This is a genomic window from Streptomyces sp. NPDC096193, from assembly GCF_040302905.1.
In the GTDB taxonomy this organism is placed as follows: domain Bacteria; phylum Actinomycetota; class Actinomycetes; order Streptomycetales; family Streptomycetaceae; genus Streptomyces.
In genome coordinates this window covers 81,756-96,658 of sequence record NZ_JBEOSJ010000007.1, presented here as the reverse complement: position 1 = coordinate 96,658, position 14,903 = coordinate 81,756, and the positions used below count along the sequence as shown (strand labels likewise).

Annotated in this window: 8 protein-coding genes; 2 read left to right on the top strand and 6 right to left on the bottom strand. The window is 70.7% G+C overall.

From position 1 onward, the window contains the following. Positions 1-13 precede the first annotated feature (13 nt). The 4 genes from ABTX78_RS13365 to ABTX78_RS13350 form a co-directional block, all read right to left on the bottom strand. Positions 14-940, bottom strand: a complete 927-nt coding sequence (locus ABTX78_RS13365) for a class I SAM-dependent methyltransferase (protein WP_352206920.1) — start codon at positions 938-940, stop codon at positions 14-16. Positions 941-1,174: 234 nt separating this feature from the next. Beyond that, positions 1,175-4,555 (bottom strand): LamG-like jellyroll fold domain-containing protein, encoded by a 3,381-nt coding sequence (locus ABTX78_RS13360; RefSeq protein ID WP_352206919.1) that lies wholly within the window; start codon positions 4,553-4,555, stop codon positions 1,175-1,177. Positions 4,556-4,659: 104 nt separating this feature from the next. Next, positions 4,660-6,651: a DUF8189 domain-containing protein gene (locus tag ABTX78_RS13355; protein WP_352206918.1), complete on the bottom strand. Its 1,992-nt coding sequence runs from the start codon at positions 6,649-6,651 to the stop codon at positions 4,660-4,662. A gap of 87 nt (positions 6,652-6,738) precedes the next feature. Continuing rightward, positions 6,739-9,192 carry a YfhO family protein gene (locus ABTX78_RS13350; RefSeq protein ID WP_352206917.1) on the bottom strand — a complete coding sequence of 818 codons (2,454 nt, stop codon included), beginning with the start codon at positions 9,190-9,192 and terminating at the stop codon, positions 6,739-6,741. Positions 9,193-9,316: 124 nt separating this feature from the next. Between ABTX78_RS13350 and ABTX78_RS13345 the strand changes: the two genes are divergently transcribed. Both ABTX78_RS13345 and ABTX78_RS13340 read left to right on the top strand, forming a co-directional pair. Continuing rightward, the gene (locus tag ABTX78_RS13345; protein ID WP_352206916.1) at positions 9,317-10,294 is read left to right on the top strand and encodes a glycosyltransferase family 2 protein; all 978 of its coding nucleotides are present in this window, start codon (positions 9,317-9,319) and stop codon (positions 10,292-10,294) included. Continuing rightward, positions 10,291-10,701 (top strand): GtrA family protein, encoded by a 411-nt coding sequence (locus ABTX78_RS13340; protein WP_352206915.1) that lies wholly within the window; start codon positions 10,291-10,293, stop codon positions 10,699-10,701. Before ABTX78_RS13345 ends, ABTX78_RS13340 begins: the two co-directional genes overlap by 4 nt. A gap of 111 nt (positions 10,702-10,812) precedes the next feature. On the opposite strand, the gene ABTX78_RS13335 is transcribed toward ABTX78_RS13340, so the two are convergent. Beyond that, positions 10,813-12,747, bottom strand: a complete 1,935-nt coding sequence (locus tag ABTX78_RS13335) for a tachylectin-related carbohydrate-binding protein (protein ID WP_352206914.1) — start codon at positions 12,745-12,747, stop codon at positions 10,813-10,815. Between the two features lie 7 nt (positions 12,748-12,754). Beyond that, a complete protein-coding gene (locus ABTX78_RS13330; RefSeq protein ID WP_352206913.1) occupies positions 12,755-14,680 on the bottom strand; it encodes a tachylectin-related carbohydrate-binding protein in 1,926 nt (641 codons plus the stop codon). Positions 14,681-14,903 lie beyond the last annotated feature (223 nt).

Below are 14,903 nucleotides of genomic sequence, written 5' to 3'. Positions count from 1 at the left end.
GCATGCCGGATGCTCAGTCGGCGCGCAGGAACGCGGACGTGGCGACCCGGCCCAGCATGCGCAGCCGTGAGGTCCCGCCCACCAGGTGCTTGTCCAGCGCGTCCTGGACACCGGGCCACGCCACGTCGCCGTAGTCGTCGAGGACCACGATGCCGCCGGGGGCGGCGATCTCCTCGACCCACTCCAGATCGGCGCGCACGCCCTCCTCGGAGTGGTCGCCGTCCACGATGATCACGCCGTACTTCCGGTCGGAGACCGCCGCACGCACCTCGGGGTCGGAGGAGAAGCCCTGCTGGATCCGGGCGTCGAGGCCCGCCCGGCTGCCGCCGAGCGCCAGGTTGGCCCGCACCACGTCCTCGCGCACCGGGGTCCCGGTGGGGTCGGCGCCCGTCGAGGTGCCCGGCTGGAGCTGCGCTCCGGCCAGCGGGTCGACGATGGTGAGGTCGGGCTCGATGCCGGCCCGGTGGACCATGCGCAGCAGAGCGGAGGCGAACAGCCCGTGCAGGGTGCCGATCTCCAGAATGTTGCCGTTGGGCGGGGAGAGCAGCGGAACGGTGGCGAGCTTTCCGCAGATGTTCGAGGTGGAGCCCGCGATCCGGCCCACCGCGAGGGCTTCCATCGCGATCAGCGTGCGGTAGGCGACGACCACGTTCCGGCGGGCGTGCTCCGTGCCGCCGCTCACTGTCTGTATCGCGCCCACCAGCATGTCGACCTGCCGTTCCTGCGGGACGCGGTGGCCGCTGCGGGCCGTGGCGTCGAACAGCAGCCCGACCGCGTACTGCTGCCGCTTCATCTCGTCCATCTCTCGCCGCAGGACGTCGAGTTCGTGCCGCAGGGGCTTCGCGTTCCGGACCGCACCACGGTCCAGGAGGTGGTCGACCGCGGCGACCGCGGGGTGCAGGACTCGCTTCGTCAGACGGTTGCGCAACAGAGAGGGCATGTCGGGAACGTAGGCGTGAACGGGCGGCACGCACACCACGGGCCGGTGTGAGCCAGGTGAAGTGTTGGCGTCGTCGCGGCGACGCGGCGCCGGGGACCGTGATCGGTGGGGTGGGCACCCGCTTCCGGGCCCCGTGGCCCCCGCCGCCGGCCGGGCCGTGTGGGGCGCCCGGCCGGCGGCGGAAGGTGCACGGCGGGTGGCTGTGCGTGGCTGCGGGTCACCGCGAGGGGCTCGTCACATCCGGGCGTAGCCCTGAGCGCTCACCGATTCGAACGGCAGCCTCACCGTGGTCGCCGTCCCGGTGTCCGCGTTGGACGACCTCAGCGAGGCCGCCTCCGTCTCGCTCAGCGACCGCCGGATCAGCCGGAACTCGTCCAGCGACCCCTTGAACCGCTCCACACCGTCCGGCCGCGCGCCCAGCTGGAAGCCGGTCACCGCGAAGCTGTCGCCGTAGGTCACCGAACCGGTCGGGGCGGGTGCGTCGTCCAGGACCCTGCCGTCGACCGACAGCGACACCAGCCCGCCGGAGCGTTCGATCACGACGTGGTGCCAGGCCCCGTCGCCGAAGGCGGACGAGCTGCCGCTGTCGCTTGCGTACAGCGGCACGGCCGCGGTGTCCGTCTGGAGGAGTGCGGAGAGCCGGTCCTGGCCCGGCTGGGCGCGCAGCCACAGCTGCCGTTCCGAGCTGCCCGTCCCGTACGCCCACAGGACCACCTGGCTGCCCGTCGACGGGCCCGCGGTGTACTTCAGCCAGGTCGCGACGGTGAAGTCCCCTGCGCCCAGGGCCTCGTCGGCGCCGTACGGCAGCTCCACGCCGTCGTCCGTGCCGTCGAGCGCGAGCCCGTCGCCGAACCGGCCTCCGCCCGAGGGCAGGGCACCGCCCCGGACGTGAGCGTGGTTGCAGTGCGCGGACGTGTCGGGTGTCGCCGGCCCGGCCGCGGGCCGTGCCACCGAGTGGACCTCGGTGTTCCCGGCCTCCATGGACCACCACAGCGAGGGGAGGTCGGCGGGGTAGCCGCCGGTCGAACCCACCGCGGACTGCGCGACCTTCGTCACTTCGGCGTCGCCGAGCGCGCGCGGGTAGAGCCGCACGTCGTCGACGCGCCCGGTGAGGACGTCGGAGTTGCCCGGCTTGGAGCCGACGCGCAGGCCCTCCGGGTTCGCCGCGGCCGTCAGCGACCCGGACAGTCCGCCTGCCTCCACGGCGGGGCCTCCGTCCACACTCAGCCGCAGGGTGCCGCCGCTGCGGCTGAGGGCCAGCAGATGCCAGCCCCCGTCGCCGTACGCGACCGAGGCGCCCAGGTCGGGCAGCGCGATCTGCACCGGTCCCGCCGGGGTCTGGGCCCAGGCGTACAGCCGGTCCTGGGCGGGCTGGGCCCGCACCCACAGCGACGGCTCGCCGGACGCGGAGCCGTACGCCCACAGCAGCGCCGCGTTCGGGGTCGTCCGGCTCGCCGAGTGCGCGAACCACATCGTGTAGGTGAAGTCCCCGGAGCCGACGCCGAGCGCCGGGACGTAGGGCACCTCGACGCCCGGCCGGGTGGCCGAGACGCCGATCGCCCCCTTGCCGACGCGTCCCGCCGTTTCGGTGGGGAGGCCGCCGAGCAGGGTGCCGTCGGCGCAGTGGCCGGAGACGTCGTCCTCGACGCCCACCGGCGTGAGCGCGGGCACCTCGGCGGTGTCCACGGACTGGAAGGGCAGCCGCACGGACCGGGTGGCCTCCGCGTCCGGGGCGCTGTTGGACGTCCGCAGTGACTCCAGCTGGCCGTCCGTCAGAGCGGTGCGGTGGAGCCGGAACTCGTCGAGCGAACCGCTGAAGTGCTCGCCCGCGCCGGCGGCCGGCTTGGCGCCCAGCCGGATGCCGTCGACGCCCTGGGCGCGGCCGTCGGTCAGCGAGCCGGTCGCCCCGGTGCCGAGCGCGGGCACGCCGCCGTCCACGGCCAGCCGGAACTGTCCGGCCGAGCGGACCAGCGACAGCTGATGCCAGGCGCCGTCCCCGTACGCGATCGAGGCGCCGGGGTCGGGCAGCGCGATCCCCACCGACCCGGCGGTGGTCTGGGCCCAGGCGTACAGCCGGTCCTGGCCGGGCTGGGCGCGCACCCACATCTGGGGTTTGCCCGCGCCGAAGCCGTAGGCCCACATCAGGGCCTGCTGCGGGCTGCTCGCCGTCGCCGAGTAGCGGAAGAACATCGAGTACGTGACGTCCCCCGCGCCCGGATTCAGGGACGGGGTGTACGGCAGATCGGCCGTGTCTCCCGTCCCGTCCAGCACCAGGCCCTGGCCGAAGCGGCCGCTGCCGAGTGCCGAACCGCCACCCAGATAGGCGTCGTTGGCTTCGGGGCCGGCGTCCGGTGTGGTCCGCCCTGCGGGCGGCGAGGGCTGCGGGTACGGGGTGCCGGTGAAGGTGCCGGGCACGCCGACCGAGGAGGGGGTGAAGCGGTTGAAGTAGAGGTTGGCGGCGGAGAAGTCCGTGCCGCCCTCATAGAGGAGCCCGAGCTCTCCGTCGCCGAGCTCGGCCAGATCGGAGTATCCCGCGCGCTTGTTGTTGATCTGACCGCCCGGTGCGTCGCGCCAGGTGGTGCCCCGGTCCGTCGAGTAGCGGATGCGCAGGGACTGCCGGTCGGTGGCGTGGGACGGCGCCGCGAAGACGAGGGTGTCTCCCGGGGTGCTGCGGTAGGTCTGCCGCAGCGCCAGCACCGACCCCTGCACCTGCGGGGTGACGAGACCGGAAACGATTCGCTGGACGGGCGCTGTGGTGCCCGCGTCGGTGCTCACGGCGTGCGTGCGATGGCCGGCCGGGGTGTTGTTGCGGGCCGCGATGTAGACGTCTCCACCGGGCAGTTCGGCGACCGCGGGCTCGCCCGGCAGCAGCACGTCCTTCTCGTAGGAGTTCGCGGTCTCGCTGGTGTGCCAGCTCGCTCCGTGGTCGTCGCTGTAGAGCAGTCCGACGTACTGCGTGGTGGAGCTGGGGCTCTCGTAGGCCCCCACCACGAGGCGGCCCTTGGCCGGGCCCTGCGTCAGCTGGATGCCGTGCGCGGGACCGGTGCCGTACCAGCCCTTGTCGGCGCCGCTGAGCCGCGGCAGCGGCGTGGGTGCGCCGAAGGTGAGTCCGTCGTCGGTGCTGCGCTGGAGCCAGGGGAGTCGCTTGCCGCCGGGCCCGGCGGTCGCCGGCTCCGACGTGGAGAGCAGAAAGACGTCGCCGGTGATCTCGTCGGCGACGGGCGAGGCGTTGCCGCGGGTGAAGGGAGCCTCCGGGTCGCTCTCGCTGCCCGCGAGCGCCACCCTGACCGGACCCCAGGTCCGGCCGTCGTTGGTGGACCGGCGGACGACGATGTCGATGGGACCGCGGTCGGCGCAGGAGGGTGACTTGCGGGCCTCGGCGAAGGCGAGCAGCGTGCCCGCCTTACTGCGGACGAGGGCCGGGATGCGGAAGCAGCCGTAGCCCCCGGTGCCGGAGCGGAAGAGGATCTGCTCCGTACCGGTCAGCGCGTCGGTGGACGTCTGGGTGCCGCTCGCGGCGGCGGGTGGCGCGGCCGCGACGGGGGCGACGGTGGCCGCCAGAAGCAGAATCGGACCGGCGAGTGCGCGTCTGAGCCGGGTGCGGACATCGGGCACAGGGATGGGGCCTTTCTCGGTGCGACGGTGCGACGGTGCGACGGTGAGACGCCGCCGCCGCCCGGTCCTGGCCGGACCGGGCGGCGGCGTGCGGTGTGCGGGGACTACGGGCGGGGCAGCGCGCGCCCGGCGAAGTCCGGTGCCTTGTCCGCGGTGCGCATCGCGGCGAGCGGCGATGTCACCTGGACCTGGTACACGCGGGTCTGGTTGTCGGGCGTGCGGAAGGAGTATGCCCAGGCCGGACCCGCGGAGTTGGTGTAGGTGAACGCGGTCGGTTCCGTGGCGGACGTCTCGGAGGAGACCTTCTGCCAGGTGCGCCAGGCGCCGGAGCCCTGGGTGGTCTCACCGGTGCTGTACATGGTGCCGTCGCTGCCGCGGACGACGACCTCGGTGAGACCGGTCAGCGGGGAGATCACCGCGCTCGGGGAACCGTCGGCGGTGAGGGTGACCGGGGTGGTGCCGTCCTGTGCGGCGTCACCGAGCGCGCTCCACTGGCCGTAGGCGCCGCCTTCGGCCGACTGTGCCGCGGTCATGACCTTGCCGAGACCGTCCGTCGCGAAGACGCGCAGGCGGTAGCCGGGGTACACCACCACGGTCGGGGTGCCGGAGATGCCCTGGGCGCCGAGAGCGGACCAGGAGGACAGGGTTCCGGCCTCCTTGAACAGCGCGGTGCTCAGGACGCCGGAGGAGTTCGTGCCGAAGAGCTGGATGCCGTCGCGCACGGTCACAGCGGTGAAGGGGCCGGTGAAGCCGGAGCCGGCGAGCGGCGTCCAGCCCATGAAGTCCACGTTCGCGCGCTGCTGGATGCGGTACCAGGGCTTGCCGTCGGCGGCCACGGCGAACTGCACGAGCAGCCCGGTGGGGGTCTTCCCGGTCACGACGTGCTGCGCCATCGCACCGGCCAGGTTGATCCAGCCGCCCCAGTCGGCACTGGACTTGGCTGCCTGGTTGCGCTGCCAGACGCTGCCGGAGATGTTGTGCGCGGAGACGACCACGCGCCCGTCGGTGTGCTCGGCGAGCGAGGGCTGTCCGGAGAAGGCCTCGTTGCCGGAGATCGTCGTCCACTGGACGCCGTTGAGGTCGGACGCGTCCGTCGCCCGGCCGTGCACCAGGTGCCCGATGTTGTCGGTGTACGCGAACTCCAGCGAACCGGCCGACAACTGCGTCACCGAGGCGCGGCTGTAGTTCTCCAGCGCGATGGACGGCGAGGCGGGGGTGTGGTTCACATCGATCCGGCAGCCGTCGGGCGCGCCGGACACCGCGGTGTACCCCGCCCAGCCACTGGCCTCGACCTGCTTGTTGTAGACCGGGAAGTCCCCGAGGCCCTCGTCGAAGCGGTAGTACGCGACCGCTCCGCTGCCCTTGACCCGGAAGATGGTGTCGCCGCCGTAGGAGGTGATGGTCTTGGAGTCGCTCCAGTCGGCCGCGGACTCCAGGACGTGGCGCTCGATCCAGCGCTGGCTGGTGACGTCGTAACGGGAACGGTAGAGCTTGTGGTCGGTGGCCCCGCGGCCGTAGATCACACCCTTGTCGGTGGCATAGATCGCGTCGTAACGGCCCCAGTCCGAGGCGACGATTCTTCCGCTGCCGGTCACGAACGCCTCGGCGGCGGCGTCGTACCGGTGCCAGCGCAGGTTGTCGCCGGCCAGGGTCCAGATGTAGCCGCCGCGGTCGAGGGTGATGTCGTCCTTGCGCCCGGCGTTGTCGAACTCCGCGAAGCCGGTGCTGATCTTCCGGTGGTGCACGTCCCACGTGGTGGTGGCGGTGACGCGGTGGGAGTAGTAAAGGCCGTCCGACTTGACGCCGTAGAAGGACGCGCCGGGACCGGCGAGCATGTTCCCGTAACCGGTCCAGGTGGTGTCGATGACGCCACCGGCCGGCAGGGCCGAACCCGTCAGCGGGGAGGGCATGTCCGAGCGGATCAGCTTGCCCGCCGAGTCGAGCATGTACGTGGGACCGATGCCGTTGCAGGTGACCGGGGCGGCGGCCGCCTGGGCGCTGCCGGCGGGAAGCGTCACGAGCAGGGGTACGGCGACCGCGAGAGCGGCGGTGAGAGCGGTGCGTCTTATGTGTGCACGGGGTGAAGTCCTAGTCATGGTCTGGACGTTAGGCGTCGCCAGGTGAACCCTGCGGTGGCCTTCACGTGAACAAGATCCGCCGGAAGATCAAAGACTGATGAACAGTCAGTACGACTCCTGGTGTGGTGTGTTGACGACATCGGTGCCGGGGTGGATGCCGGTGCCGGTGTCCGTGCCCGTTGTGACCGTGGCGGTTTTGGAGGCGCGACTGCGCATCCGCGTACGGAACCTCGGCAGCACGCCCAGCGCGATGAGCGCCAGCAGTCCGGCCGCTCCGGTGAGGGCCCCCGCCTTCAGTCCCGGAGGCCGGAACGAGCAGTCGACCGTCGTCGAGCCCTCCTCCAGCGGTACGGCGACGAGCCCGAGGTAGGAGCCCGCCGGCCTGCCGTTGCAACTCCACCCCGCGATCCGGGGTGCGGCGAGCACGGCCGTCCCGCGGGTGCCGGGCGGCAGCTCGGCGTGTACGCCGCTCTGTGTGACCCGCATCGACACCGCTCCGGTCGAGGTCAGTTCCGCCACCGCGGCGTCGAGCTTCGCCCGGTCCAGACAGCCCAGCGTCGTACGCGGCGTTCCCTGGCTGTAACTCACCTGGACGCCGGGGGAGTTCACCACGCCCAGCGAGGTGAGCGCGGCACGCCGCTTGGGCTGTCCGCCGCGCAGCGTCACCCACGGCGCGCTGCCGAGCCGGGCCTTGCCGGTGTAATCGGGCGCCCACAGGAAGACCTCGCTGCCCACCGGGCAGGCACCGTCCACCGGGTCGCCGTAGACCGGGGAGCCGAGCAGGAGCTCCTGGTTGCGGAAGGGGTTCCACCCGTACCGGCCCTGCGGCTCGGCTCCCCGGACGGTCACCAGCGGCGGAGTCCGCTCCGCCCGGATCGCCCGGGGGCGCTGCCCGGGGAGGGTGCGCACCCGGGCGCCGACCGAGAAGATCGCGTCGGTGACCGGGTTGTCGAGGGACTGCACGCTGCGTCCGTTGGACGTCCAGCCGGCGCCGAGCGCGGCCAGCGTGCGCGTGAACACGTCGGGCGTGTGGCTGCTGTAGTACGAGCCGCCCTGACCGCCCATCAGGATGGGATCGTTGCCGGTGACCTGGTCACGGCCCACGTCGGTGCGGTACGCGGGCCAGCCGTCCGCCCCGGCCACGGCGGCCGCCCGCTCGCTGTGCTGCTCGCCCCAGGCCGGATGGTCGTCCAGCCTGCCGAGCCGCTGACGGTCGGCGTACGCGGTGGTCGCGGCCGCCTGCCCGACCAGTGCGCCGCACAGCAACAGGGCGGCCACCACGACGTACTTCCCGCGCCGGGCCAGCAGCAGACCGCCGAGCACCGCGGCGATCCCGGCCGCGAACAGCGGGAAGGTCCAGGCGGTGACCAACTCGCTGGTGGACGCCCCGAGCGCGACCAGCGCGACCACGGCCCCGCCGCCGAGCAGCGCCCGCCGCCCTGGCCACTCGTACGAGAGGCAGATCCAGGCGGCGATCACCAGGATTCCGGCGAAGACGAACGTCTGCCGGTAGGGGCTGCCGTTGGGCGTCGCGAAGACGTGCCACACCAGATGCGTCGGCGCCCACTGGAGGGACACCAGCGTCGCCGCCGCGAGCCCCGACCACAGCCACCGCTCGCGGCGGGGGACCGCGCTGTTGAAGGCGAGCGCGCAGGCGAGCAGCAGCGCGCCGCTGCCGAGGAAGACCGCGGGCGTGAAGAAGCTGTACGTCGCCGGCAGCGTACGGGCGAACACATCGCCCCAGCCGGCGGGCGCGAACTCCTTCGTCCACCCCGGGTAGGCGTGCTTCGAGCCGAGGAAGACCGGGATCAGGACGGGCGTGGCCAGCGCGATCCCGAGGAGCACGGACCACACGGCCCGCAGCAGCGCCCGTATCCGCTCGCGCGCGTCCGTGTCCGACAGCAACAGCCGGACCGCCAGCACCAGTGCGGCCCCGATGGTCGCCATGTAGGCGGTGTAGAAGTTGGCGACCCAGGCGACGGTGACGACGAGGGGCCCGAGGACCGGCCGCCGCGCCGTGCGCGCCCACTCACCGACCAGGCACAGCAGCGGGAAGGCGACGAGCCCGTCCATCCACATCGGGTTGTACGAGGCCTCGACGACCGACCAGCCGCACAGGGCGTACGAGGCGCCCAGCACCGCCGCCATCCACCAGCGCCCGCCCTTGTGCAGCGCGAACAGCAGCCAGGCCATGGCCGCGGCCGCCGTGGCCATCTTCAGCAGCGTGACCACATAGACGGCCAGATCGATCTCGTCCCGCGGGAACAGCCCGACCAGCACCGAGAAGGGGCTGGTCAGATAGGTCCCGAGGTCGGGCAGGAAGCTGGTGCCGTACCCGGACTGCCAGTTGAGCAGGACGCCGCCGTCGGCACGGCCGTGCAGCAGATCCCACAGATGCGCGTGGAACGGGACGAACTGGTTGCCGAGGTCGTTCACGCTGCGGGTACGGGACCCGAACGGGAAGCTGCGGGCGACGGCGTCACCGGTGCACACGGCACCCACGGTGATCAGCGCGGCGAGGGCGGCGGCGCGGCCGCGCACGGATTCCAAAGTCGACATGATGTCTCGAATATGCCAGCGCCGATCGTGAAAACACCCTGCGGGCAGCCCAGTTCACGCAGTGGTCGCCCAGTCGTCATGTGGCGAATCCACCGACGACATTCGGGTGGGATGTTGTTCTTCCGTGCTGATCTCGATAGTTGTCCCGTGCTTCAACGAAGAGGAGATCATCGGCCGCTTCCACGACCATGTGACCGCCGAACTTTCCCTGCTGGGGCAGGAATTCGAGCTGGTCTACGTCGATGACGGAAGTCAGGACCGGACGCTCCCTCTCCTCGAGGAGATCGCCGAGGCCGACCCTCGTACCCGCTATGTCTCCTTCAGCCGCAACTTCGGCAAGGAGGCCGCGATGCTCGCCGGCCTCCAGCACGCCGAAGGCGACGCGGTGGTCATCATGGACGCCGACCTCCAGCACCCTCCGGAGCTGGTCAGGCGCATGCTGACGCTGCACGAGGAGGGTTTCGACCAGGTCATCGCGCGCCGTACGCGCACCGGCGACCGGGTCACCAGGACCATCACCGCGCGCGCCTACTACTGGCTGATCAACCGGCTGGTCGACGTGGAGCTGGTCGACGGCGTGGGTGACTTCCGGCTGCTGTCGCGCCGTACCGTCGACGCCGTTCTCGAACTCACCGAGTACAACCGCTTCTCCAAAGGCCTGTTCGCGTGGGTGGGTTTCCGCACGACGACCTTCGAGTACGAGAATGCGCTGCGTGAGCAGGGGCGCTCCAAATGGAGCTTCGGAAAACTGCTCAACTACGGTCTCGACGGACTTCTCTCCTTCAACAACAAGCCGCTGCGGGCCGCCGTCTATCTCGGTCTGGTCCTGCTCACCGTCGCCATGGCGTATTCCGCCTGGATCGTCGGTGTCGCCATGGTGAACGGCGTGGACACTCCGGGATATGTCACCCTGCTGGTGGTGGTCACCGCACTCGCCGGCGTCCAGATGCTGATGCTGGGGGTGGTCGGCGAGTACGTCGGCCGTATCTACTACGAGGTGAAACGGCGGCCGCACTACCTGGTGAAGGCCACCAACGCCGGCCTCCCGCGTGAGCAGGAGGGAGACCGGCCCGCACACACGGGGGAGCTCGTAAGACGATGACGGTCCGGGGCCAGATGGTCAGATTCGCCCTGGTGGGAGCGGTGAACACCGGGACGTACTACGGCCTGTACCTGATCCTGCTGACCTGGCTGCCGTATGTCGCGGCGCATGTGATCGCTTTCCTGCTGAGCATGATCGGGTCGTTCTTCCTGACCTCGCACTTCACCTACCGGACCCGCCCGACCTGGCGGAAGTTCCTGCTCTTCCCGCTCACCAACGCGGCGAACTTCGTGGTCACGACGACGGGCGTGTACGTCCTGGTGGACGTGCTGCACTTCGCCACCCGCTACGCACCGCTGATCTCGGCGGCGGCGGCCATTCCGATCACCTTCGTGGTCTCCCGGACGATCATGCTGCGTCCGGAGCCGGCGGGGCGGGAGCGGGAGCCGGAGCGGGTGCGGGGCTGAGCCCAGTGGCGGCGCGTACGGGGGCGGCGCAAGCGCCGCCCCCGCAGCGGTGCCGTCGAGGGCGCCGCCCCCGTATCGCGGGCCTGTCTCCCGGATGACTCCGGGCCGCTGTCAGCCGGCCGGAGGCGTGGGCAGCGAGCGCGCGCTGAACGCCGACGTCTGCTGTGCGGCGTACAGGCGCGTCTGGTTGTCGGACGTGCGGAAGGAGTACGCCCAGGCAGGCCCGTTGCTGTTCGTGTAGGTCAGCGCGGTCGGCTCGGTCGCGGACGCCTCGAAGCTCTCCTGCTTCCAGGTGCGCCAGACCCCGGAAGCCTGCGTGGTCTCACCCGTGTTGTGGATGAAGTTGTCGTCCGCTCCACGCGCGACGATCTCGGTGAGGCCCGTCAGCGGAGAGATCACCGCACTCGGCGAGCCCTTGACCGTGAGGTCGCCGACCTGGCTCCACTCGCCGTACGCACCGCCCTCGGTGGGCTGCCCGGCGGTGACGACCTTGCCGTCGACGTCGGTGGCGAAGAGGCGGATGCGGTAGCCGGGGTAGACGACCGCGGCCGGGGTGCCGGTGACGGCCCGGGTGCCGAGCGGGCTCCAGGCGGTGAGCGTGCCGTCCGCCCTGAACAGGGCCGTGCTCAGCACACCCGACGCGTTCCGGCCGAAGAGCTGGATCCCGTCGCGCACGGTCACCGTGGTGAAGGACCCGGCGAAGCCGGAGCCGGCCAGCGGCATCCAGCCCTTCAGATCGCCGTTGACCGCGGTCTGGACGCGGTACCAGGGCCTGCCGCCCGCGTCGGCGGCGAACTGCGCGAGCAGCCCCGACGGCGTCTTCGCGGTCACCGCGTGCTGCGTCATGGCGCCGGCCAGATTGATCCAGGGCGCCCAGTCGGCACTGGACTTGGCGACCTGGTTGAGCTGCGAGGTGGCCCCCGAGATGTTGTGTCCGGTGACAACGATCCGGCCGTCGGCCTGTTCGGCGAGCGAGGGGGTCCCTGTGAAGGCCTCATTGCCCGAGACGGTGGTCCACTGCACGCTGCTGGTGTCCGACGCGTCGGCCATCCGGCCGTGCACCAGCCGGCCGATGTTGTCGGTGTACGCGAACTCCAGCGAACCGGCGGACGACTGCATCACCGACCCCCGGCTGTAGGACTCCTGGGCGAGCGCCGGTGCGGGGGGCGTGTGGTTCGCCAGGATCCGGCAGTTGTCGGGCGCGGCCGACACACTAAGGAGGTTCTGCCAACCGGAACTGCCCACCTGCGCACGGCTCACCGGCCAGGTCCGGGTGTTCTCGTCGAATCGGTAGTACAGGGCCTCACCGGTCGTCTTGACGGCCAGCAGGGTGTCGCCGCCGTTCGAGGTCAGGCTCTTGAACTGGCGCCAGTCACTGGAGCTGACAAGCACATGGCGCTCGATCCAGCGCTGGCTCGCGCCGTCGTAACGAGAGCGGTAGAGCTTCCCGTCCGTGGCCGACCGGCCGTAGATGACGCCGTCGTCCGCAGCGGTGATCAGGTTGTAGCGGTTCCAGCCCTGATCGTGGACGTAGGTCGTACCGGCCGGGTTCCAGGCCCCGCCCGAGCCGTCGTACTGGTACGCGTGGAGATCGCCGTTCTCCAGCAGCACCCACATCCGGCCCGCACGGTCGATGGTCACCTGGTTGCGGTCCGCCGCGTCCGCGAGCCAGCCGAACGCGCTGGTGATCTTCCGGACACTGACCGGCCAGGCACCACTCGCGTCGCGCCGACCGTAGTAGGTTCCGTCCGCTCTCAACAGGTAGAACTTCCCGCCCGGGCCGGAGAGCACAAGGGGGTAGTTGTGCCAGCTGGAGCCGATGGTGGCGGGATTGAGATAGCCGCCGACGCCGTCGAGGGGCGACTTCAGCTTGTACTGGAGCAAGGAGCCCGTGCTGTTCACCGCGTAGGTCGAGCCATTGGCGGTGCAGGCTGCCGCATCGGCGGCATGGGCGCTGCCGGGTATCGCGACGAGCAGGGGGAGGGCGGCGGCCGCGGTGACGATCGCTGTGCGACGGCGCGGACGGTACGTGGAGACGCGTCTCATCAACTTCTCACTTCACAGGAGGGACGGGCAGCGAGCGGGCAGTGACGTCGGCGGGCGGCTCGATCGTGCCGATGTGGACCCTCTCGTCGGCGGTGCGCAAGAAGTGCGCCCACTTCGGCCCGGAGTTGTCGAGGTACGTGAAAGCCGTCGGATCGGTCGCCGAGATCTCCGACCCGACAGGCTTCCAGGAGTGCCAGAGGCCGGACTTCAGTGCGGTCTCGCCGCTGTGGTGGATGCGACCGTCGGTACCGCGGACCAGAATCTGGATGGTGCCCGCGGGGGAGAGCACGGCGCTGGGCGGGCCTGCCGCTGCGACCGTGTCGACCTCGGCCCACGCGCCGAACGCTCCCCCCTCGGGGGACTGGGCCGTGGTGACGACGTTGCCCTCGGGGCCTGTCGCGATGACGCGTATACCGGAGCCGGGGTAGGCGATCACGGCCGGTGGGCCCGTGACCGTCTGGTCGCCGAGCGACGTCCAGTCCGACAGGGTTCCGTCGTCCTGGAACAGAGCCGTGGACAGGGTGCCGTCGGTGTTTCTGCCGAAGAGCCGGATGCCGTCCCGAACGAACTTGGGGGTCAAGCCGGTGAGCTTCGGGCCGGCCAGCGGCATCCAGCCCATGAAGTCGGCGTTGACCGCGGTCTGGATGCGGTACCAGGGCTTGCCGCCGGCATCGACGGCGAACTGGACGAGGAGCCCCGCGGGCGTCTTCGCCGTGACGGCGTGCTGCGCCATCGCGCCTGCCTGGTCGCTCCAGTTCGCCCATTCCGGGCTGGACCTGGCGGTCTGGTTGAGCATCCATACGCCGCCGATGATGCTGTGCGCGGTGACGGTGACCCGGCCGTCGGACTGCTCGGCGAGCGAGGGTTCCCCCGTGAAGGCCTCCGAGATCTCCGAGATGCTGCTCCACTGCACTTCGTCGATCTTGTTGGGGTTCGCCATCCGGCCGTGCCGGACGGTTCCGTCGTGGCGCGCGTACGCGAACTCCACCGTCCCGGCCGACGACTGGAGGGCCGAGGCACGGCTGAAGTCCTCGATGGGCACCGACGGTGCGGCCGGCGTGTGCTGGGCGACCAGGCCGCAGTTGTCCGGCCGGGAGGTGACGTTGGGGAAGTTCTGCCATCCGCCGGCCGCTACCTGTTTGGCTACAACAGGCCAGGTGCGGGTGTTCTCGTCGTAGCGGTAGTACAGCGCTTCACCGCTGGTCCGGACGGTGACCAGGGTGTCGCCGCCGCCCGCCGTGATGGTCTTGAAGTTCCCCCAGGCCGCGGAGCCGACGAGGACATGGCGCTCGATCCAGCGCTGGCTGGTGACGTCGTAACGGGACCGGTAGAGCCGGCCGTCCGCGGCGCGCCCGTACAGGACGCCCTTGTCGCCCGCGGTGATCAGGTTGTAGCGGTTCCAGCCCTTGTCCAGGATCTTGAGCGACTTCAGGCCGCCGCTCGTCCCGATCGTCGGGTCGTACCGGTACGCGTACAACTGGCCGAGGTTGTCGGCCACCCACAGCCATCCGTCACGGTCGACGGTGGCCTGCTCCCGGTCGGCGGCGTTCCCCAGCCAGCCGAGCGCGGTGCTGATCCTCTTGGGGTTGATGTCCCAGGTGCCGCTGTCCGTGCGGTGCGCGTAGTACGTGCCGTCCGACTTGAAGGCGTAGAACTCGCCCTTCGGTCCCGCGAGCACCTTGCCGTAGGCCCCCCAGCCCGCGCCGACCTGACTGTAGCCCGAGAACGTGGAACCGGTCAGCGGCGTCGCCATCGTGTACTGGAGCAACGAGCCCACCGAGTTGACCACGTACGTCTTGCCGTTGGGTGCGCAGGTCGCCGCTTCGTCCGCGTGCGCCGTACCCGGTATCGCGATGAGCAGAGGGAGGGCGGCCGCGGCCGCCGTGGTCGCCGCGGCGAAGGATCTCCGCTTGCGTCTGGAGGTGAACGTCATCTGAATCCCAACTGTCGATCCGTCAAACAGTGGTGTGTGGACTGTTTTTGAGGTGCCATCACAAAACCCCCGAGGTAACCCGGAAGATTACGGGCGATCACGGGCCTCATGGTCACGACAAGATAACGCCCAGGTGAATGGTCTACACAACCAGTCGACATGGTCATCACAAAACAGTGAGGATCTGACTGCTCATTGACTTCTGTCCTGTGGGGGGACCGCC